Genomic DNA, 19,946 nt, shown 5'->3' with positions numbered 1-19,946 from the left:
TCCTATTTTAACACTTGTCCAAACAGAAGAAAAACGGTTCTTACATTATAACTTATCATAACGTTCAATAAAAGAAAGGAGCAGATGACGATCTTTCAAATTCTAAAACAAGAGAGTGGATGTAATAAATGGAGCTAAGCCGTTCCCTTCATTTTTTGTGAACATGTTTTTAAAAATAAAAAGCGGCATGACGCCGCACATGCCGTGTTATTCCTGTATAGCAGCTTCAAGAGCGATTTCAACCATTTCGTTAAAGGTCGATTCCCTTTCGGCAGCAGATGTTTCTTCCCCAGTCAGGACATGGTCGCTGACCGTTAAAACAGATAATGCTCTTCTGCCGAATTTCGCAGCAAGTGTATAAAGAGCAGCCGTTTCCATTTCAAGTGCCAAAATTCCGTATTCAGCCCATTTTTCGTGCTCCGCTTGATCATTATAGAATAAATCCGTCGTGAACACGCTTCCGACTTTGACGTCGATTCCTTTTGATACTGCAGCATCATAAGCTTTTTTCAACAAATCAAAATTAGCGGTAGGCGCATAATCAACAGAGCCAAACGTTATGCGGTTCATTTGGGAATTCGTTGATGCGCTCATAGCTAAAATGCAGTCTCTGATGTGGACGTCTTTTTGAATGGAACCGCAGGAGCCAACGCGAATAAGCGTTTGCACATCGTACTCTTGCATGAGTTCATGAATGTAAATCGAAATCGATGGAACCCCCATTCCTGTTCCTTGGACAGAGATGCGCTTTCCTTTGTAAGTTCCGGTAAAACCGTACATTCCTCGAACTTTGTTGTAGCATACAGCATTTTCCAAAAAAGTTTCCGCAATATATTTGGCCCGAAGGGGATCACCGGGAAGCAATATTTTGTCAGCAATCTCGTCTTTTTTCGCACCAATATGAATGCTCATGTTATCAAGCCCCTTCATTTAAAATAATTGAAGTAATATTATCATAACATAGCAGATTTTTCATGAGAATCCGTGCAGCATATTTTGCATCCTCCAATCACCGGACGTGAATGCGGTGAATTTTTTTCCACCCGCCGGTCACTAATTTATAATACTTTGTTCCATTTTTTCCTTCATCAATAAAAACAATGTCTCCTGTCCAAATATAACGTCCGTTATAATCCGGAGGGATCGCTTCCGAAATATTAAATTTCCGAAAAATTTTTTTGAGCACTTCCTGATGATTTTTTGCACGGACAGTTAAGCGGTATACGGGCCGATACCCTTTTTTCTCCCCGATGTTTGGTGTTTGAAAGATCGTCACATCATAATCGGTCGATGGATTAGACAATTTAAGAAGATTCAGTGCCAACCTTGTCCCCTCCAAATACAATTTTCCAAACTTATTTGCTGTCAATGGAGGGAATTCCTGCTGCGAATGTCAACTACTTTTGTCGAACCTTTTCTGATATTGTCAAGATAAACATAAGCCAGCACAATCCAACCGCAAATCCCGCCAAAACATCTGTTAAATAGTGAACTCCCAAATAAATTCTGCTTAATCCAATCAACAGACATAAAATACTGGAAACAGCAAAAACGACCCGCTTTCCTTTTTTTATGCGGGTGCTGATTAAATAAGCGATCAAACCGTAGACAGCTGTTGAATTCATCGTATGACCGCTTGGAAAACTGTAGCCGGAAATATCGGTCAGTCGATCAAAATCAGGGCGCTCTCTTTTCACCATTTCTTTTATCATTTCATTCATCCAACGAACTCCGTATAAATTTATGTAAAGAATAATGAACGTGATCCATTTTTTTCGAAATATATAATAAATACTTATGAAAATAGTGACAGGGAGAAGAATATGATATGAACCAATTTCTGTAAAAAAGAACATAATGGAAGTGAATGGATCATTTCGAACCCCTTCGATTGATTGAACAATTGTATCGTCAACATGGCGAACTGTCTCATTTTTAATCGCAAAGGAACTCGTTAGAAAATAAAAAAGCAGGATGAAAAATATATATGTTTTATTCATCTAAGGCAGCGAAGATATGCCACTTTTTAGCGAAAGTGGGAAAGGTAATCGCTTTTTCCTCCCTTCGTTTCGTTGTATTTCTTAGTATAGTAAAAAATAGGAAAAACGCAAATCGTTTAAAACGTCTTATTCTTTTTATCGCTGATATTCGAAACAATTTTTGCTGAAACCTATGATAGAATGATAGTTGGGGAGGTGGTGGAAAACAGTGGATAAAAAAATACATCCATTCATACTATTAAATTTGTTGATCAATTCGATCGTGTTGGGGATGTTTGCTTATGACAATTACAGCGAACATAATATAGGTTATAGCATCACTTTTACAGTCTTATGTATATTTTTTGTTTTCTTAACTATTTATGGGTTCATGAACAATAGTAAAATTAACCGAGCAAAGCAATAAAAGAATGATGCTTCTTTTTGATGTTAAATAGTAGTGATGGCCGCCTTTTAATAAGGTGGAGGAGAATTTCCTTTGCGTGCTGCTGGTATTTTCTTATTCAAGTTAAGAAGTTTACTGTTGCCGCGCATTGATAAATCCGTTCATTCATCTTTTCAAGAGAGTGTGTGAACTGGATACATTTCCTTCCGTCTTTATATACATAGAGAGCTTTGATTTTTAAGTTCTTCATCGCCATAAATTTTTGATAGCTGGCTTCTATTTCTGAGCAGCAAAAACAGAGGGGTGACGATATGTGCTGCCCAACACCCCTTCCATTTTCGCAGCCTTAATGCGCCCTCTTCCTCCCATTTTGGGTTGGTCCGATTTTATCAAATTTAGCTAGTTAAAAATGCCGCGTAATTTGACTGCACAGCTACTTTGACAGCTTTTCTAAACGGAATAGTCTTCTCCGTTGTCGCTAATATGAGAGCTTTGTTATACACCGACTTACGCCATAACCGACTGATTCTATTCCCCGTCGGATTTTATGACAACAGCCTTTTAAATTGGACATGATTGTAAAATTTTCATACAAAAAACTAGGCTCTCCTTGTTTATCAGCTATATTGGCGAATGATATTGATAAGCTTGCTATCAAGATTCGGCACGTCCTGCCTGCTTACACGAACTCCAACGTAGCTTTCATCCAAATCTAGCGCTTCGGCGAGAAACCCGGAAAGTCCTCTTGCTCTTCGGTCAATTTCCATAATCATTTCAATATCGTGTTCGCCTATCGAATAGAAAACAATTTCAAGCTCCTTTAAACGGCCTCTAAATGGACCGGAAGTCGGATAAAATTCAAACTCTTGAATGAACGGTAGCCTTTTTCTTAAACGATATGGCGCTGCTTCATTTTCAACTTGAAGGAGCTTAAATCCGATTCGGTTTATACTGTTTAATACTTCCTTCATTAAGCCGCCGGGAACAACGTCGATATAGTCCGTATCTTTCGGATCGATCGCTCCTTTAATATCCAATCCGGTATGAATCCATACTTTGGATGCTCCGATAGTAATTGGAGTATCAAGCGGAAGCTGAAATGAAAACGGAATTTCTTTCGTTTCATTCGGCAGTATGACGAAAGGTTTATTGATTTGTATTTTAGCGATTTCTGCTTGCCTCTTCTCTCTACGATCATCTACTTCTTTTATATAATGCGTAAGAACGGACAAGTAAATTTCGTCAATTTTTTGTTCAACGTTTCCTCCATTAATGACAACAATGCCTTTCACCTCTTCGCCGGGATAGAACGTTGAGGAGGTAAGCTTCGTATCTACTTTTGCCGCTCCAATCCCAATGCCCGCGAAAATTTTATTAAATAGAGACATTTATTCTCCCCCTATTTCGGAATTTTTCTGAATTTCCTCTAGAATCTCCTCTGCTGATCTGTATGAACCATCCATTCCAAACAGCTTTTTTATAATATTCTTTGATTCTACGGAAATATCTAGCTCCTCTTCCCAACTTTTTTCTTTTTTTCCCCTTTGATCAAATGATGAATAAAGCAAAAACAATACGAAATGCCCCAGCGCATAAAAATCCGTCTGAAAGCTAATTTTACGCATCCTTTGCTTTTCCGGCTCCCATTTATGAAAACTCTCCTCTTCTTCATCTGTAATCAAACGGGACAAGCCAAAATCAATGATGGAAATACTGTCGTTGTAAAGAAGAATGTTCGGTATTCTTAAATCACGGTGGACAACGTTTTGATCATGTATATACTGGACAACTTCGAGAATTTTTGTTAAATAATGAAAAGCATCTTTTTCGGAATATTTTTTTCCAAATTGAAAGATTAATTGCTCAAATGTTAGCCCTTCTTTATATTCCATGACAAGATATTGATGGCTACCGTCATTGATTTCAGCGTATAAAGCTGGAACGGCAGGATGACTTAATTTTTGCAATATTTCCCTTTCTTTTTGAAAAGGCCGTTCACCCGTTGTTTTTCTTCGCTTTCGGAGCTGCTTCAAAACGACTTTTTGATGTGTGGACAAGTCTTCTGCAAGATACGTGATTCCGTAGCTCCCTACTCCTAAAAATTTTTGGACTACGTATCGTTCGATAACAGATCCTGGTTTATGCAGCCGCTCACCCCAAAGCGGAAACGGCTTCCAAAACTTTTTCCAAACTTCCATCATCAGCTGCTATACGAACCGGAAAAGAATCCAAACCCAGATCGATGTTTTCTTTTATAATAATGATGGCCGTAAGAAGTTGGATCATGTTTGTATTTTGACTTAGGATAATGCTTTTTGTGGTAGTGGCTGCTGCTGGAATAATGGTAAGGGCGATGGCCTAAAAACGATTTGATGAATTTTCTCAACATACACCTTTTCCCTCCTTCTTGTATTACTTGTTTTTACGAAAAAAATCTGCATTGGTTTCAGTTTAAAAAATTTTTTGAATAAAAAGATTGGAAGACCTGGTAATCTTCCATTCCTCTATTTCTATTACTTGTCATCCATTGCAGTTTTTTCATTAGAAAATTTTTCAAAAAAAAGATCATGGTAAGCGGCTCATTTTTTTCAAATATTGAATGACAACGTCCATCATTTCCTTATATTTTTTATCACCAAATAAATCGTAAAGACCTTTGTAATCATTATACAGATCAAGGAGGGAATCAATGATCTCCTGCTGCATAGGCTTTGTTTTCTTTTCGTTTTTTTGGCTGTTCATCGGAGCAGAAGCATTTTTCTGTGTGTCCATCCCAGCAATATGTCGGATAATATGAATATTTTGCAAATGTTGATCTGCTTCTTTTTTCGAAACGGCCAGCTTTAATTCATCCGCAGATGATTCCAACCATTCCCCGTCGCGCACCCGCACTAATTCATAAATAACTTCCTCCCACGCATCGTCTTTATATCTCCACAATTCCGTCCGGTACCCGACAATTTTGAAAATTTCATCACCGTAGCCTTTCACATAAACAAGATCTCCAATTCCAAACATCAGTTCCACTTCAACCGTTTCTGACTCAAACACAGTCCCATCATATTCTGATAAAAACTGTAATGAATGTTCAAAATATAAAATTTCACTGTAATTGATTTCATATAAAAACTCTTCGTCCATCGTATGGATGTTTGTAATCGTCCCCAAAGTACCGTACAAAGTAATAACGACTTGATCGCCAATATTGAACTTCGGTTTTTTTCTTTTCAGTATGAAGGCACCCCCTTTAATGCCATCACTCTTTCGATTATCACATTATATGCATCAACAACTTGTTTGAGTTGGGCGGACTATTTTGAAGGCTCAGTCAATGTTTTTGTTCAATCAATTGAACATATTTTTCCCAAGCTTCATCAAAAACAGACATGTTTTCCAAATATGATCCATTTAATTCCAAGTAAGTGCTGAGTTCATCATAATCAGTTGAATTTTTCGGAAAGCTGTGGTCAAGATAAGCATCGTTTGCAAACTTGCTGATTTTGTCCTTCGGTTTAGGATGTCTGAACGTCATCAAATAATGATAAAAAGAACTCATATTTCCACCTTCCTAAAAAATTTGCTTGTTTCATTATAACGTTTTGATAAATTTTCGAAAATAAAAAAACCGCCTTTTTATGGAGCGGTTTTAAAGAGAAAAATGCTCTTTCTTCAGCTGCAGCTGGAAAAAGATTTTTTATTGTTTTATAGAATGGACCATATTTATTCTCCACTGATTAAAAAACAACGATCCATTATGCCAAGACACCGTTTCCTTATTGAACGGTTTCTGGAAGCGGATTTAAGTCAATCTCAAAGCCTAAATCTTTTAACATTTCGTGATCTTTTGACATTTCCTGTCCTTCAGTTGTTAAATAGTCTCCGATAAAAATAGAATTAGCCGCATATAACCCAAAAGGCTGCAGCGAGCGCAAGTTTACTTCCCTTCCTCCGGAAATGCGTATTTCTTTTGTCGGCAGCATGTAGCGGAATAAGGCAAGCACCTTTAAACAATATCGAGGATTAAGATTATTTTCTCCTTGCAACGGAGTTCCTTCAATAGGATGAAGAAAATTAACCGGAATAGAATCTGCGTCGATCTTCTTTAAAGCAGCAGCCATTTCAATAACATCTTGTTTCGATTCACCCATCCCGATAATCACACCGGAGCAAGGAGAAATCCCTGCACGTTTGACTTTGTCAACTGTGTTTACGCGATCTTCATATGTATGACTAGTGACTATATGTTCATGATATCTTTCTGATGTGTTCAAGTTATGATTGTATCGATTGACACCAGCTTCCTTCAATCGTTCCGCCTGTTCGTCTTTTAAAATTCCTAAACATGCGCAAACCGTCAAGTTGTATGTATCTTTTATTTCGCGTACAGATTCGCATATTTTTTCTAACTCATGGTTTGTCGGCCCTCTTCCGCTTGCAACGATGCAGAAAGTTCCAGCTTTCAACTCTTGTGCCCGTTTGGCCCCCTCTAAAATGGCTTCTTTTGAAAGCAGCGGGTATTTGTTGATCGGAGCCGTTGATACGGAAGATTGGGAACAGTAGGAACAGTTTTCTGGACAATATCCTGATTTTACATTCATGATCATATTTAACTTCACTTTATTCCCGTAAAATGCTTTTCGAATCTTGTAAGCACCATGCAGAAGAAGCAGCAATTCTTCATCAGGACAGTCCAAAATTGCAGCAGCTTCCTCATAAGTTATTTTATGTCCAAATAGTACGTTTTCGGCTAATTCAACCCAATCGATTCTCATTTCGTAATCCCCCTTTTCTGTAATACTTAAATGGTAAAAAAAGAAAGGATATATGTCAACTATTTTTTAGATTAAGTTTACATAAAATGCAGATAAAAATCCTGCCCGAACAGGCAGGATTTTTTTATTTTACATAAGCGCAGCCGACAATGATCAAAAGTATAAATAATACTACGATCAAAACGAATGAAGATCCGCAGCCATATCCGGCACCATGTACCGGATAACCGTATCCATGTCCACAATGGTGAAAATCGTGATGGTGAAAATGCATTTGCCCCACTCCTCATTTTTAATCTAGGTTTCAGTTTACATTATGTTTTTTTGGACTTTCAGGTATGTGCACATGCCTATTTTTCCAAATTCTTTGGAACAAACGCCCTGCAGTTGGAAATTGGAAACACCAGTTGTGCAAGCGGGCAGATGATATCGTCCTATAAGAAACATGAGGAGGAACTTCATCTGCGACCGCATTGTGATTGTCTTAAAAAATCAATTTTACAAATTTTAGATTGTTTGAGATTACTGTATAGACATGGCAGCGGTCAACGAAAGAAAAGGAGTGGGCAAATTCGTCTTTTTCCGACATAAGCTGCTAGTATTAGTTCAGAGTCATCTGACCAGTTATGGTTGTACAAGTTTAAAAATATCTTTTTTTCCAAAAAATATAAGCTGTTAAGCTTGACATGAGCAATGAAATGGAAATGGGAATAAAAAACGCAAAATGATGATTTTGAAACGGTATCGGCACATTCATTCCATACAAGCTCGCTACTAATGTCGGAATAGAGATGACGATCGTAATTGCCGTCAAAAATTTCATGACAATATTGACATTGTTGGAAATGACTGATGCAAATGCGTCCATCATTCCGCTTAAAATACTTAAATATACCTCTGTCATTTCAATTGCTTGTTTGTTTTCGATAATGACATCTTGCAAAAGATCTTGATCTTCCTCATACATTTTCAAGTAATTTAATCGCAGCAGCCTTTCCATGACAATATTATTGGATTTCAGCGATGTCGTAAAATAAACTAAGCTTTTTTCCAGACTGAGCAATGAAAAAAATTCTTTATTTTTCATCGATTGATGAAGCTCTTTTTCTACTTCGCTCGTTTTGCGATTAATTTGTTTCAGATATCGCAAATAATATGTTGAAGTTAAATATAAAATTTGAAAAGCAAATCGCGTTTTCATAAACGTATAAAAACCTTTAACTTTGTTTCTGGCAAACTGTTCAAAGATTGGGTTTCCTTGCAAACATACTGTAATAAAACAACTGTCAGTAATGATCATTCCGATCGGGATCGTTTCATAAAACGTTTGCCCGATGTCATCTACCGTGATAACCGGAATGTCAACAATAATCAACACATTGTGGTCCTCTTTTTCAATCCGGGATCTTTCCTCATCATCCAGTGCATCTTTAAAAAAGTCTATTGGAATTTGCAGCCGTTCTGACACGAAATGAACTTCTTCCTCAGTCGGTGCCACCATGTTGATCCAACAACCGTTTTGAATATCTTCAATTTCCTTCAATTGGCCGTTCGCGCTTGACATATAAATGTTCAGCATGCTTTAACCTCCTTTGCTAGAGGCAGTCTGCACGCGCAAGAGTGTCATCGCTTACGAACAGCGCCTCTTTCCGCATACATACTGCCTTACCTATCTCGGGTCCGTCCGGATCTAAAAAAGAACCGCTATTCATAAACGATTTTCACCCTCCTTCATCCATAAAAATTCAACCTAATATATGATACTAATTTTGTTTTACGATGTATATAGGTTTTAACGGAATTTTACATAAATTTGAACATTTAATAAAAAAAGGGCACATGTTTTTGTGCCCATTCGTTTACATATAATCTTTACTCTGTTTGATCGACTTCAAACAGTTTTTTATATTCACCATAGCCTTCTTGTTCGAGCTGATCTTTCGGTATAAAGCGAAGCGCAGCCGAGTTAATGCAGTAGCGAAGGCCTGTCGGTTCTGGACCGTCAGGGAAAACATGTCCAAGGTGCGAATCCGCCGTTTTGCTTCTAACCTCTGTACGGATCATGCCGTAAGATGTATCTAATTTTTCGACGATCTCATGCTGATGAAGCGGTTTTGTAAAACTTGGCCAGCCGCAGCCTGAATCAAATTTATCGAGCGAGCTGAAAAGCGGTTTTCCCGAGACGATGTCGACATAAATCCCTTCTTCTTTATGATCCCAATATTCATTTTGAAATGGAGGCTCCGTCCCGTTGTTTTGCGTCACCTCATATTGCATCGGAGTCAATCGTTTCTTCAGCTCTTCTTTATCCCAGTCGCTCCAATGCTTGCGTATAAATTCATCCCGTCCAGACGCTTGACGATACCGTTTGTAGTGAAAAGGATTTTTTTTGTAGTAATCTTGATGATAGTCTTCGGCTGGGTAAAAAGGTTTTGCCGGCAATATTTCGGTCGCAATCGGTTTTTCAAAACGTCCGCTTTTTTCTAAAAGCTCTTTCGATTGTTCCGCGAGCTCGCGCTGTTCCTCCGAATGATAAAAAATAGCCGTTTTGTAAGATTCTCCCCTGTCATAAAATTGTCCGCCCGGATCAGTCGGATCAATTTGCTGCCAAAATATATCCAGAAGCTTTTTATATGGAAACACGTTCGGATCAAAGGTAATTTGCACGGCTTCCACATGACCCGTCGTGTGCGAGCACACTTCTTCATATGTCGGATTTTCCTTATGTCCTCCCGTATATCCGGAAACAACCTTAATAATTCCCGGAAGCTCATCAAAAGGCTGGACCATGCACCAGAAGCAGCCACCCGCAAAAGTAGCCAATTCATATTTTTCATTGCTCATCATTTTTCCCTCCCTTTAGCTAATTTTCCTGCCTGCTCATTCTCATCGCAAAAGTAAAGATCAACTTGTTCTTCCTACAATACATTATAAAACGATTAAAAAGAACAAAACAATTGATTTGCAACTCAAGCATAGCGAAGTGCAAAAACTAGTATATTCGTTCCATTAAGAATTTTTCCTTTTTTGCTCCATGTTATCACGAAATGGCCATAACGCTGCCATCATGAAGGCTAAAAGCAAAACGATGGAAGCTAAAACGTATGGAAAATCGACGTCGATATCAAACAAAATTCCTGCAATCGCAGGACCGACAATGTTTCCTAAACTTGTATAAGTAGAGTTCATGCCGGCAATAAACCCTTGTTCATCTCCTGCCATATTGGATAATAGAGTGGTGACAGCTGGTCGAAGAAGATCGCATGCTAAAAATACAGCAAACGTTACAGCCATAATGAAAAAGTAGCCGTCAACTAAGGTTGACAGAAAAATAAAGACGGAAGCGCCTAATAAACAAATTTCAATCAACCTTTTCTCGCCAAGATACTTCACTAGCTTGTCAAAGAAAACGATTTGGGCGATGAGTCCAAAAATCGTTCCTGTTGTTATGACGATGGAAATATCTTTCGGCGAAAAACCGAATTTTTTATCGACAAACAAACCGAACATCGTTTCATATGCGGAAAGACCAAATGCTAAAACAAACACGATCAATAGCGGTACAACATACGGAGGTTTGATCGATTTGCTTAATTCGCTGAAAAATTGAAGACGAGTTTGTTTTTCATCTAATTGTTGAATGTTATCATTTGGAAGCGGTTCTTTTAAAAGGAGAATGGAAAAAACGGCTGCGACAAGCGCAATAAATGCCGCAAGAAAAAACGGCACCCGAATGCCGAATTCTGCTGCAAATCCTCCGATGCCGGGCCCGATAATAAAACCTGCGTTAATGCTGGCAGACAAATATCCAAGCGCTTTCGGCCTGTCCTCTAAAGTGGTGATATCTGTAATAAACGCAGTAACAGCGGGCATAATACATGCCGCGCTGATTCCGCCAATTATTCTTGAAATCAAAAGCAAGAAGAACGCAGAACCTATTGCAAATAAAAATTCGGATACAGCAAACAAAACTAAACCGATGACAATCATAATCTTTCTGCCAAAACGGTCAGTAAAAATCCCCGTGACCGGCGAGGAAAACAACTGGGCAGTTGAAAATGCTGCTATGAGATATCCCATATAAACGCCCGATAAATTTAGTTCATTCATATAAGCAGGCAAAACCGGAACAACGAGTCCGATTCCTAAAAAAGCGATAAAAACATTGCAAAGCAGTAATATGAGGGAGATATTTTGTTTATTTGAACGTAACATGATAACTTCACCTGCATATCTTTGACTTTAAATTTTTATGTATCAAGAATCAACTACAATGTAAAATTTTTACTTTTACAGGAAAGAAAGAAGGCGATCCATCAAAGGACGTTTTTCATCCTTCTGGATCCCCTTTCTATCTCGCTTTTCTTTAACTTTTATGCTCGCGCAAATGAAGTACATATACAGCAATGCTTAAAAACAAGGCGCAGTAACCGACATTTATGTAAACTTTGTCTAAATTGTAATCTAAGTTTCCAGCAAGGTATTGTTTATATGCCATACCGCCAAAATAAACAGCAAGGAGGAACATGACGATGCTAGCAATTAAATATATTTTTTTCAAATACATCACCCCTACACCAAATTCCCTTGCTTTTCTTTTTCTATAAAAATGTTTCATCTCTAACAATTTATTTTCTCTTATCTTCACCTCTCCGTCAAGAATTCGCCAGAAAGAATTTTCGCCATTATGTTTCATATTCCGCTATAATATTTTAGGAAAGGAGATCTGAAATATGGCATTACCTGATGATTTTTGCCGGAAAATGAAACAATTGTTAAAAAATGAAGCAGATGATTTTTTTTCTGCTTTGCGAGATGAACCGATCAAGGGACTGCGCTTCAATCGTCTAAAAATAGAAAAAGAAACGTTCATTCGGAAAATACCTTTTTCTCTTTCTTCAGTTCCCTTTTGTGAAGACGGATTTTATTACGATGAAAAACAAGACGAGCCCGGAAAACACCCTTTTCATGCAGCTGGGCTCTATTATATACAAGAACCGAGTGCTATGGTTCCTGCTGAAGTGCTTCAGGCAAAACCCGGAGAAAAAATATTAGATTTGTGCGCTGCGCCAGGAGGAAAATCGACGCAAATTGCCGCAGCGATGGAAAATGAAGGAATTCTTATCTCAAATGAAATTCATTTCAAACGAGCGAAAGCACTATCGGAAAATATTGAACGTTTCGGAATTCAAAACGCTATTGTGATAAATGAACGGCCCGAAAAACTGGTTCAACACTTTCCGAATTATTTCGACAAAATTTTAGTTGATGCCCCGTGCTCTGGAGAAGGAATGTTTCGAAAAGATGATAACGCCATCGAATTTTGGAGCGAGGATCTTGTTGAAAAATGCTCGTACACGCAAAAAAAGCTGTTATCTTTAGCGTTTCAAATGTTAAAACCCGGCGGAACTCTCGTCTATTCCACCTGCACGTTTTCTCCTGAAGAAAATGAACAGGTTATTGAGGCATTTGTAAGCATGCATCCAGAAATGTCTCTTGTTGAAATTCCTAAACGTGAAGGTTTTGATCGAGGAAGAGTGGAATGGACAAAAACGAATTTTGAAGAAATTTCAAAATGCATCCGCCTTTGGCCGCATAAAATCAAAGGTGAAGGGCATTTCGTTGCGAAATTAATCAAAAATGGCGAAAACAATACGAGAAGCAGCGTTTCATATTTAAAATCAAATGTCAAAAAACAGCAATTAGCTGAGTTTCAGCAATTCGAACATTCTTTTTTAAAGAAAAGAATAACCGGGGCATTTTTCTTAAAAAAACAACAGCTGTATGTATTACCTGAAAAATGCCCAGATATTACTTCGTTGAACGTTTTGCGGGCGGGTCTCCATCTTGGAGAAATCAAAAAGAAACGATTTGAACCGAATCATCATCTTGCCCTGTCACTCACACCAAATGATGTGAAATACAGTTATTCCTTCTCAACGAACGAAAAAGATTGGCAAGCTTATTTAACGGGAGAAACGATTTCATCTCCATTGGGTGTAGACAGGGGATGGATATTAATGACAATAGACGGCGAATCGATCGGTTGGGGAAAAGAAACGAAAGGAACCATTAAAAACTTTTATCCAAAAGGTCTTCGTGTTCAATTTTGACAAAACAAAAGCGGGTTTTGATACCCGCTTACTTATTTGAGAGGGAGCGGAACATACAAATTTGCTGAAATTACCCCTTCCTCCAAATCAATTTTTTCAGCTTGAATTTTAGACCCGTTTTCCAATGCCAGCTGATCAAGAAAGACTACAATCTGGCGATTTTTTGCATCAATCTGCACTTCTTTTGGAAAGTGGTATTGGGAATCAATATATTTCAACACATAAGAAACCGGAACGGAAAGTCTCCCAACCGATAAGCTTTTCACCTTTAAAATGACGTTTCCCTGCTGTACACTCGGTTCAAAAGACATGACCATGTCCAAATCCCGGCCGAAAGCGAGAAGGCTGCCGTACAGTTTAATATCATCCGTAATTTCAACCCAGTATGTGAGAGGCTGATGAACGGCTTCCTTTTTTAAATAATCATTGATGAGCTTAGTTACTGTCTGTTTATCTGTTTCCACTTTAAAGACAGCAAAATCTTTACTACCTTCCGCTTCCTTTTTCAGAGGCGGCTTTTCCCCAGGCATAAGCAGAAGACCAGAGGAGATGAGAATAATCAAAAAATTGGAAAACAACAAGATAAAAAATGCAAGCTTCCATTTATTCATTTACTTCAATCCTTTTTTGTTCCATTTTCCAATGTTTCCATAACCCTTGCCGCAATCAATACATATCCGTTCTCGTTCGGATGGAATTCATCTGTATATAAGAGGTTTTTGTCCTCTCCTTCTTGAAAAATATCCTGAATTGAAACGAATACCGCACGTCCATCTCCGAGCAAAATTTGTTTCGTCCGCTCGTTCCATTCCGAAATAATCATATCAATTTCCGGAAATTCTGCCAATTTCCACGCAAACGGATTATAAAGCCCAATAAACGCAATCACTGCCTGTTCATTTGTCAACCGGATCTTGTTCATAATGTCTCTTAAACGTTGTTCATAAAGAAGGCGTTCTTCTTGAAAAAGTTCAACTGTTAATTCAAAAATATTTTCCCGCACGACTTTCATTAAATCATTGGCACCAATCGTCATGAAAATGAGATCGGCATCTTCCAATTCCTTTTTTACTTGATCTTCATCAAGCTTTTTTAACAAATTTTCCGTTGAATGCCCCATCGCTGCAAAATTGACTGTTGAAACAGATGAAATGTCTTCCTTTTTTTCTAATTCATCTGAAACGAGACCAACATAGCCTTCTTTTGTTCGGTCGCCCACTCCTTTTGTCAGGGAGTCGCCAAGTGCAACAATTTTGATATCTCCTTGCAATTGAAAAGAGCTGGACCTACTTTCATTCCCCGCGACAGCGATTTCAGTTTCAATCGGTTTGCTCTCTTCCTCTTCCGCCTTCGCTTGATTTGAAGGAGAAGCAGTGGATTTTTGGACACATCCGGTTAATAAGAAAAAAGTCATAATAAGAAGAGAAAATTTTTTCGACAGCATTCCTATCACCTTGTGACGATCTCTTTCTTTTTATTATATCATACGAAAAAAAGTTTAAAATTGACCCAAAGGCATCATGTACAGAGGGTCCTTTCCCCCTGCTGTCAGACGCTTTAGGCCAACTTTAAACTTTATTGAACAGCTTTTATATCGTTGATGATTTCGTCATACGGCGTATTTTCAACACCGTTGTAGCTTTTTAAAACAACTCCGTTTTGATCCACTAAATAAAAGCTCGTTCCATGAATGACCTGATCATCGCTTTCCGGTTTTTGAACGATCGTTTTAAAACTGTTTTTTGCAAAGTTTTCAATTGTCTCTTGGCTGTATCCGGTTAAAAAATGCCAGTTGTCAAGAGAATCGGAAAATTGATTTGCAAATTGTTTCAGTTTCTCTGGTGTATCTACTTCCGGATCAACGCTGAATGATACAAACTCGACTTCAACACCTTCTTTTTCCGCTTTTTCCTGCAATTGAGCCATATGGGCTGTCATCGGCGGACAAACGGTTTCACAGCTTGTAAAAACAAAATCAGCTACCCAAACCTTCCCTTTTAAATCTGCTAAAGCAAAGGGCTGTCCGTTTTGATCCGTAAATTCAAAATTTTCCACTTTATAATTCAACGGATCTTTTATTTTATTTCCACTGCAAGCCGTTAAAAAGATCAATAACAGAAAACAGGAAATGAACATTTTCTTCTTCATCGATCATTCACCTTTCACCTATTCTCATCGAAAGTGTATCAAATTTTCATTCAAGTGAAAACAAATTCCAAAATGATTCATAAAAGATTCAAAAAACTAGCTTTTACTTATGGCTTCACATAGTAAGAAACTCCTAAAGCTCCTTTGCCGGTATGAATGGAAATGATGGGTGTCGTTGTGCAAATATCAATTTTATCGGCGGTTGTGATCTTCAACAATTCCTCTTTTAAGCGCAGCGCCAAATCTAATGCATTGGCATGCGCCACCCCAATCCTCAGCAAATCGCGATCTTTTATATCTTGAATCAATTGCTTCATAAAAAATTTAACAACTTGCGAATGACTTCTAACTTTTGTGATTGGCGTAAAGATCCCATCTTGTAAAGAAGCGATCGGTTTAATATTCAATAACGATCCTAATAGAGCCTTTCCCTTTCCAATCCGTCCCCCTTTTTCCAAATGCTCGAGAGTGTCTACTGATACATAAAGAAAAGTGTTTTTTCGCACTTGTTCTATATGAGAGATTATTTTGTCTAACATTGCTCCCTTTTTTGCCATTTTTGCCGCTTCAATCACTTGAAAACCTAAAGCGCTAGATATATAGTTGGAATCTATGACCGTAACTTCTCCCCCGGTCAGGCTTGCCCCCTGCTGTGCGGCGCGCACTGTTCCGCTCAGTTTACCGGACATATGAATGGATAGCACTTGAAAACCTTCTGCATGAAGGCGATCATACACTTCCTTAAAATGGATCGGAGAAGGCTGAGAACTTTTCGGTATTTCTGCTGATTCCATCATTTTTTCAATAAATTCCGCTGGTTCAAAATCAATACCGTCCGTATAAGATACACCATTCAATGTATAGGTTAACGGAACAACTTCAATATTGTATTCCTCCAAAATATTTTTATCTAAATCTGCTGTTGAATCGGTAACGATCCTTACCTTTTGTGTCAATACATTCACTTCCTATCAAACAATAATATTTCAACCTTATCACGTTTCTGATCAAAAGAAAAGAAACAGTCTCTAATCTTTACCCGTCCTAACATATTTTGAAACTTAAAAATTCAAAAACGGTCAATTTCGCAGATCTCTCCTTCTTCTCCAAAACGCTTTAAAAAATAAAAAGCCCTTGCCGATAATCAAATATCTGCAAGGGATATTTCTTTAAGCGTTATGTTTTAATCGGTTGTCTTGAAAAATTGATTCATAATCTTTCCACTTTAAAGCATGCTTCAAATAGCTTCGAAAATTATAAAGGCTTTTTGGCTTTGATTCTTTGCAAATGTTCGCTATAAAAAGCTGCAAATGAATATTTAACATGAAACGGTAAGAGTTATCCTCCTCCAATACTGGGATTTCAACAATCTTCACCTTCTGTCCATTTTCAAGTTTGAACTCTAGGCTTTTAAATAGCAAAGTATCAATCCTCTTTTTACCCGTTTCTTCTATTATACAACAAAATAGGAGCGAATTTTGCAAAAATTTGTCATATACAAAAATATTTTAAATTAACAAATTGAATAAGTTGCTGTCCTTGTTAACCTCTGTAAAAGGAAAACCTTTCTTTTTCATTCTTTCGACTAATCCGCGATAATCTTCCCGATGCTTGACTTCGATGCCGACAAGCGCAGGACCGCTGTCTTTATTATTTTTCTTCGTGTATTCAAAGCGAGTGATATCATCCGTCGGACCTAATACCTCATCTAAAAATTCACGTAAAGCACCCGCACGCTGCGGAAAATTAACGATAAAATAATGCTGCAAGCCTTCATAAATTAAGGATCTCTCCTTAATTTCCTGCATGCGCTCAATATCGTTATTGCCTCCGCTAAGAATGCAAACGACATTTTTTCCTTTTATTTGATCTTTGTAAAAATCAAGCGCTGCGATTGGAAGCGCACCTGCTGGTTCTGCTACAATTGCATTTTCATTATATAAGTTCAAGATCGTTGTACAAATTTTTCCTTCCGGCACAAGTAAAAGATCGTCCAAAATTGTCCGGCAAATGGAAAATGTCTGATTTCCTACCCGCTGGACCGCCGCTCCATCCACAAATTTTTCAATTTCATCCAGTTCGACTACTTCGCCTTTTTCGAGTGATTTCGCCATAGCTGGTGCTCCGGAAGGTTCCGTGCCGATTAATTTTGTTTCCGGCGATACGCTTTGAAAGTATGTGCCGATGCCAGACATTAACCCTCCGCCGCCGATAGCAGCAAACAAAAAATCAATTGGCTCATCGCTGTCATTTAAAATTTCAACAGCAATGGTGCCTTGGCCCGCAATGACATCTTTATCGTCAAACGGATGGATGAACGTACGGTTTTCTTTTTCGGCGCATTCAAGCGCTTTTTTATACGCATCATCAAATGTATCGCCTGTTAACACAATTTCAATGTACTCTCTTCCGTGCAATTCCACCTGAGATATTTTTTGTTTAGGAGTTGTGGAAGGCATAAAAATTTTTCCATGCACTTTTAACGCTCTGCACGAAAATGCGACTCCTTGCGCATGATTTCCAGCACTTGCACAGACAACCCCATTTTTCGTTTCCTCAGGAGTCAAATGTTTCATTTTGTTGTAAGCTCCTCTTATTTTAAAAGAGCGTACAACTTGCAAATCTTCCCTTTTCAAGTATACCCGGCAACCATATTTTTCAGATAATCTTTGGTTAAATTCCAATGGAGTATGTGTCACAACATCCTTTAATGATTGATGCGCTTTTAATATATCTTCTACTTGGACGAATGCTTCAACTTTTGTCAAATTCGTCATCGTACATCCCTGCCCTTAAACAATTTCTTAATTTTTAAATTATAACACGATTCAAATAAAAATAAAATTACATCTATTGTTTTTATTTAGAAATCGGCTTTTTTGACCGATTGAATCCAATTTTACATGTGAAATTATATGATTCTTATATGTATTACTTGCAAGATATGGCACAACTAAAAAAGACGCTGCAGCGCCTTTTTTAATGTCCTATAGAAGCCGGCGAAAGAAGCAATGCTTCCTTGACTTCAAATTGACTCAGACCGTTCTTATTTATTTCGCTCGTACACAAGGAAGCGGTGCGGATAAACATTTTTTTCATCAACTACTCCATCTTTTTGGGAAATAAGCTTCCATTCAGAAAAATCAATTTTTGGAAAATATGTGTCGCCTTCAAACTCCCCCTCAATTTCTGTTACATAGAGCCGATCGGCAAACGGAAGCAGCGCTTCAAAAATCTTCGCTCCGCCAATTACAAACATTTCTTCTTCCTTATTGTTTTGGGCAAATTGCAAAAATTCATTTATCGAATGAAAAACGAGACAGCCTTCGCAAGAAAACTTTTCATTCTTTGTTAACACAATCGTTTCTCTTCCGGGAAGGGGCCGTCCAATCGATTCAAAGGTTTTACGGCCCATGACGATCTTTTTGTTCATCGTTGTTTCTTTAAAATATTTTAAATCATTCGGAAGATGCCAAGGAAGCTTATTGTCCTTTCCGATCAGCCGGTTTTCATCCATCGCAAACAAAAAGGAAATCATACACTCACCTCACCTTTAATGTGAGGATGAGGATCATACCCTTCCAGCGTGAAATCTTCATAAGTAAAATCAAAAATGGATTTTACCTCTTTATTCAATTTCATTGTCGGAAGAGGCCGCGGCTCCCTCGTCAGCTGCAATTTTACTTGCTCAATATGGTTGTTATAAATATGAACATCGCCGAATGTATGGATAAACTCCCCGAGCTCCAAGTCGCAAACTTGAGCAATCATCATCGTTAAAAGCGCATAGGAAGCAATATTGAACGGCACACCTAAAAAAAGGTCTGCGGATCGTTGATAAAGCTGACACGAAAGCTTTCCTTCCGCAACATAAAATTGGAAAAACGCATGGCACGGCGGTAGAGCCATTTTATCTAAATCAGCGACGTTCCAAGCACTTACAATCAATCGCCGTGAATGTGGATTCGTTTTAATTTGTTCAATGACATTTGAGATTTGGTCGATGGTATTTCCGTCTGCACCTGTCCACGAACGCCATTGGTAGCCGTAAATGGGGCCCAAGTCGCCGTTCTCATCTGCCCATTCGTTCCAAATTCGGACACCGTGTTCTTGTAAATATTTTACGTTTGTATCACCTTTTAAAAACCATAACAGCTCATAAATGACCGATTTTAGATGAATTTTTTTCGTCGTAACAAGAGGAAACCCTTTAGCCAAATCAAAACGCATTTGATATCCAAATGTGCTGATGGTTCCTGTCCCCGTCCGATCCTGTTTTTTAACCCCGTGCTCAAGCACATGTCTGCATAAATTTAAGTATTGTTCCATTGATGACACATCCTTTAGTTGAAATGTTACTTTAGTTTACAATCGGCTCGTTCTCTCATTGCTATTAAACCGTTTGTCAAACGAAAAAATTTTTTCAAAATCCGGATCGAAAAAGCCGTCTCATGCAGCTTATTTTTGCAATCTCCATCTTTAAAAATGGAAAAATTGGCGAATCGCCAATTATTTCCCGCTGCACACT

The 19,946-nt window shown here is 38.1% G+C and carries 23 protein-coding genes; 1 reads left to right on the top strand and 22 read right to left on the bottom strand.

Going from position 1 to position 19,946, the window contains the following annotated elements; translation table 11 throughout:
• Positions 1-207: 207 nt before the first annotated feature.
• From deoD to ypmT, 14 genes are all read right to left on the bottom strand, one after another.
• Complete coding sequence (gene deoD, locus FB379_RS03320) at positions 208-912, bottom strand: purine-nucleoside phosphorylase (RefSeq protein WP_066250301.1); 705 nt, start codon at positions 910-912, stop codon at positions 208-210.
• A 97-nt stretch (positions 913-1,009) separates the two neighbouring features.
• Positions 1,010-1,318, bottom strand: a complete 309-nt coding sequence (locus FB379_RS03315) for a YodL domain-containing protein (protein WP_063389740.1) — start codon at positions 1,316-1,318, stop codon at positions 1,010-1,012.
• A 79-nt stretch (positions 1,319-1,397) separates the two neighbouring features.
• Entirely contained in the window at positions 1,398-1,721 is a 324-nt protein-coding gene (locus FB379_RS18425) for a phosphatase PAP2 family protein (protein ID WP_158640156.1), read from the bottom strand.
• Positions 1,722-3,002: 1,281 nt separating this feature from the next.
• Complete coding sequence (locus FB379_RS03305) at positions 3,003-3,773, bottom strand: sporulation protein (protein ID WP_144596985.1); 771 nt, start codon at positions 3,771-3,773, stop codon at positions 3,003-3,005.
• Entirely contained in the window at positions 3,774-4,583 is an 810-nt protein-coding gene (locus FB379_RS03300; protein ID WP_158640155.1) for a serine/threonine protein kinase, read from the bottom strand. It abuts the gene before it with no gap.
• A gap of 2 nt (positions 4,584-4,585) precedes the next feature.
• Positions 4,586-4,774, bottom strand: a complete 189-nt coding sequence (locus tag FB379_RS03295; RefSeq protein ID WP_063389690.1) for a hypothetical protein — start codon at positions 4,772-4,774, stop codon at positions 4,586-4,588.
• 176 nt (positions 4,775-4,950) lie between these two features.
• Positions 4,951-5,565 (bottom strand): hypothetical protein, encoded by a 615-nt coding sequence (locus FB379_RS03290; protein ID WP_242009278.1) that lies wholly within the window; start codon positions 5,563-5,565, stop codon positions 4,951-4,953.
• Positions 5,566-5,713: 148 nt separating this feature from the next.
• Positions 5,714-5,941: a YozE family protein gene (locus tag FB379_RS03285; RefSeq protein ID WP_066250287.1), complete on the bottom strand. Its 228-nt coding sequence runs from the start codon at positions 5,939-5,941 to the stop codon at positions 5,714-5,716.
• 217 nt (positions 5,942-6,158) lie between these two features.
• Positions 6,159-7,157, bottom strand: a complete 999-nt coding sequence (gene bioB / locus FB379_RS03280; protein WP_063389687.1) for a biotin synthase BioB — start codon at positions 7,155-7,157, stop codon at positions 6,159-6,161.
• Positions 7,158-7,281: 124 nt separating this feature from the next.
• On the bottom strand, positions 7,282-7,431 hold the full coding sequence (locus tag FB379_RS03275) for a YjcZ family sporulation protein (RefSeq protein ID WP_082829556.1): 150 nt from the start codon (positions 7,429-7,431) through the stop codon (positions 7,282-7,284).
• A gap of 366 nt (positions 7,432-7,797) precedes the next feature.
• A complete protein-coding gene (locus FB379_RS03270) occupies positions 7,798-8,736 on the bottom strand; it encodes a magnesium transporter CorA family protein (RefSeq protein WP_063389686.1) in 939 nt (312 codons plus the stop codon).
• 293 nt (positions 8,737-9,029) lie between these two features.
• On the bottom strand, positions 9,030-10,001 hold the full coding sequence (msrB, locus tag FB379_RS03265) for a peptide-methionine (R)-S-oxide reductase MsrB (RefSeq protein ID WP_066250282.1): 972 nt from the start codon (positions 9,999-10,001) through the stop codon (positions 9,030-9,032).
• A 165-nt stretch (positions 10,002-10,166) separates the two neighbouring features.
• Positions 10,167-11,372 carry an MFS transporter gene (locus tag FB379_RS03260; RefSeq protein ID WP_066250280.1) on the bottom strand — a complete coding sequence of 402 codons (1,206 nt, stop codon included), beginning with the start codon at positions 11,370-11,372 and terminating at the stop codon, positions 10,167-10,169.
• Between the two features lie 151 nt (positions 11,373-11,523).
• A complete protein-coding gene (ypmT, locus tag FB379_RS03255; RefSeq protein ID WP_063389739.1) occupies positions 11,524-11,718 on the bottom strand; it encodes a protein YpmT in 195 nt (64 codons plus the stop codon).
• Between the two features lie 172 nt (positions 11,719-11,890).
• Between ypmT and FB379_RS03250 the strand changes: the two genes are divergently transcribed.
• A complete protein-coding gene (locus FB379_RS03250; protein WP_130157591.1) occupies positions 11,891-13,270 on the top strand; it encodes an RsmF rRNA methyltransferase first C-terminal domain-containing protein in 1,380 nt (459 codons plus the stop codon).
• 32 nt (positions 13,271-13,302) lie between these two features.
• Here the strand turns inward: FB379_RS03250 and FB379_RS03245 are convergent, their stop codons facing one another.
• The 8 genes from FB379_RS03245 to FB379_RS03210 form a co-directional block, all read right to left on the bottom strand.
• Positions 13,303-13,881, bottom strand: a complete 579-nt coding sequence (locus FB379_RS03245) for a YpmS family protein (protein ID WP_063389682.1) — start codon at positions 13,879-13,881, stop codon at positions 13,303-13,305.
• A gap of 5 nt (positions 13,882-13,886) precedes the next feature.
• Complete coding sequence (locus FB379_RS03240; protein ID WP_144596979.1) at positions 13,887-14,714, bottom strand: SGNH/GDSL hydrolase family protein; 828 nt, start codon at positions 14,712-14,714, stop codon at positions 13,887-13,889.
• Between the two features lie 131 nt (positions 14,715-14,845).
• Positions 14,846-15,418 (bottom strand): SCO family protein, encoded by a 573-nt coding sequence (locus FB379_RS03235; protein WP_094245660.1) that lies wholly within the window; start codon positions 15,416-15,418, stop codon positions 14,846-14,848.
• 107 nt (positions 15,419-15,525) lie between these two features.
• Positions 15,526-16,374 (bottom strand): DegV family protein, encoded by an 849-nt coding sequence (locus FB379_RS03230; protein WP_144596977.1) that lies wholly within the window; start codon positions 16,372-16,374, stop codon positions 15,526-15,528.
• Between the two features lie 213 nt (positions 16,375-16,587).
• Positions 16,588-16,839 carry a DUF2535 family protein gene (locus tag FB379_RS03225; protein ID WP_063389678.1) on the bottom strand — a complete coding sequence of 84 codons (252 nt, stop codon included), beginning with the start codon at positions 16,837-16,839 and terminating at the stop codon, positions 16,588-16,590.
• Positions 16,840-16,926: 87 nt separating this feature from the next.
• Entirely contained in the window at positions 16,927-18,195 is a 1,269-nt protein-coding gene (ilvA, locus tag FB379_RS03220; protein WP_063389677.1) for a threonine ammonia-lyase IlvA, read from the bottom strand.
• Between the two features lie 269 nt (positions 18,196-18,464).
• Positions 18,465-18,956: a dihydrofolate reductase gene (locus FB379_RS03215; protein WP_066250267.1), complete on the bottom strand. Its 492-nt coding sequence runs from the start codon at positions 18,954-18,956 to the stop codon at positions 18,465-18,467.
• Positions 18,953-19,747 (bottom strand): thymidylate synthase, encoded by a 795-nt coding sequence (locus FB379_RS03210; protein WP_066250264.1) that lies wholly within the window; start codon positions 19,745-19,747, stop codon positions 18,953-18,955. The genes FB379_RS03215 and FB379_RS03210 overlap by 4 nt, the downstream gene beginning before the upstream one ends.
• Positions 19,748-19,946 lie beyond the last annotated feature (199 nt).

It is taken from the genome of Aeribacillus composti (genome assembly GCF_007827555.1).
GTDB lineage: Bacteria > Bacillota > Bacilli > Bacillales > Aeribacillaceae > Aeribacillus > Aeribacillus composti.
The sequence above is the reverse complement of the archived record's forward strand: the minus strand, read 5'-3'. Positions and strand labels throughout refer to the sequence as shown.

What these genes read in the sequence shown, in the direction of transcription:
- deoD (WP_066250301.1), bottom strand. Translation starts at nt 912, where the DNA reads ATGAGCATTCATATTGGTGCGAAAAAAGACGAGATTGCTGACAAAATA.
- FB379_RS03235 (WP_094245660.1), bottom strand. Translation starts at nt 15,418, where the DNA reads ATGAAGAAGAAAATGTTCATTTCCTGTTTTCTGTTATTGATCTTTTTA.
- FB379_RS03305 (WP_144596985.1), bottom strand. Translation starts at nt 3,773, where the DNA reads ATGTCTCTATTTAATAAAATTTTCGCGGGCATTGGGATTGGAGCGGCA.
- FB379_RS03295 (WP_063389690.1), bottom strand. Translation starts at nt 4,774, where the DNA reads ATGTTGAGAAAATTCATCAAATCGTTTTTAGGCCATCGCCCTTACCAT.
- FB379_RS03275 (WP_082829556.1), bottom strand. Translation starts at nt 7,431, where the DNA reads ATGCATTTTCACCATCACGATTTTCACCATTGTGGACATGGATACGGT.
- FB379_RS03245 (WP_063389682.1), bottom strand. Translation starts at nt 13,881, where the DNA reads ATGAATAAATGGAAGCTTGCATTTTTTATCTTGTTGTTTTCCAATTTT.
- FB379_RS03270 (WP_063389686.1), bottom strand. Translation starts at nt 8,736, where the DNA reads ATGCTGAACATTTATATGTCAAGCGCGAACGGCCAATTGAAGGAAATT.
- msrB (WP_066250282.1), bottom strand. Translation starts at nt 10,001, where the DNA reads ATGAGCAATGAAAAATATGAATTGGCTACTTTTGCGGGTGGCTGCTTC.
- ilvA (WP_063389677.1), bottom strand. Translation starts at nt 18,195, where the DNA reads ATGACGAATTTGACAAAAGTTGAAGCATTCGTCCAAGTAGAAGATATA.
- FB379_RS03250 (WP_130157591.1), top strand. Translation starts at nt 11,891, where the DNA reads ATGGCATTACCTGATGATTTTTGCCGGAAAATGAAACAATTGTTAAAA.
- FB379_RS03215 (WP_066250267.1), bottom strand. Translation starts at nt 18,956, where the DNA reads ATGATTTCCTTTTTGTTTGCGATGGATGAAAACCGGCTGATCGGAAAG.
- FB379_RS03300 (WP_158640155.1), bottom strand. Translation starts at nt 4,583, where the DNA reads ATGGAAGTTTGGAAAAAGTTTTGGAAGCCGTTTCCGCTTTGGGGTGAG.
- FB379_RS03285 (WP_066250287.1), bottom strand. Translation starts at nt 5,941, where the DNA reads ATGAGTTCTTTTTATCATTATTTGATGACGTTCAGACATCCTAAACCG.
- FB379_RS03240 (WP_144596979.1), bottom strand. Translation starts at nt 14,714, where the DNA reads ATGCTGTCGAAAAAATTTTCTCTTCTTATTATGACTTTTTTCTTATTA.
- FB379_RS03260 (WP_066250280.1), bottom strand. Translation starts at nt 11,372, where the DNA reads ATGTTACGTTCAAATAAACAAAATATCTCCCTCATATTACTGCTTTGC.
- FB379_RS03210 (WP_066250264.1), bottom strand. Translation starts at nt 19,747, where the DNA reads ATGGAACAATACTTAAATTTATGCAGACATGTGCTTGAGCACGGGGTT.
- FB379_RS18425 (WP_158640156.1), bottom strand. Translation starts at nt 1,721, where the DNA reads ATGAATGAAATGATAAAAGAAATGGTGAAAAGAGAGCGCCCTGATTTT.
- bioB (WP_063389687.1), bottom strand. Translation starts at nt 7,157, where the DNA reads ATGAGAATCGATTGGGTTGAATTAGCCGAAAACGTACTATTTGGACAT.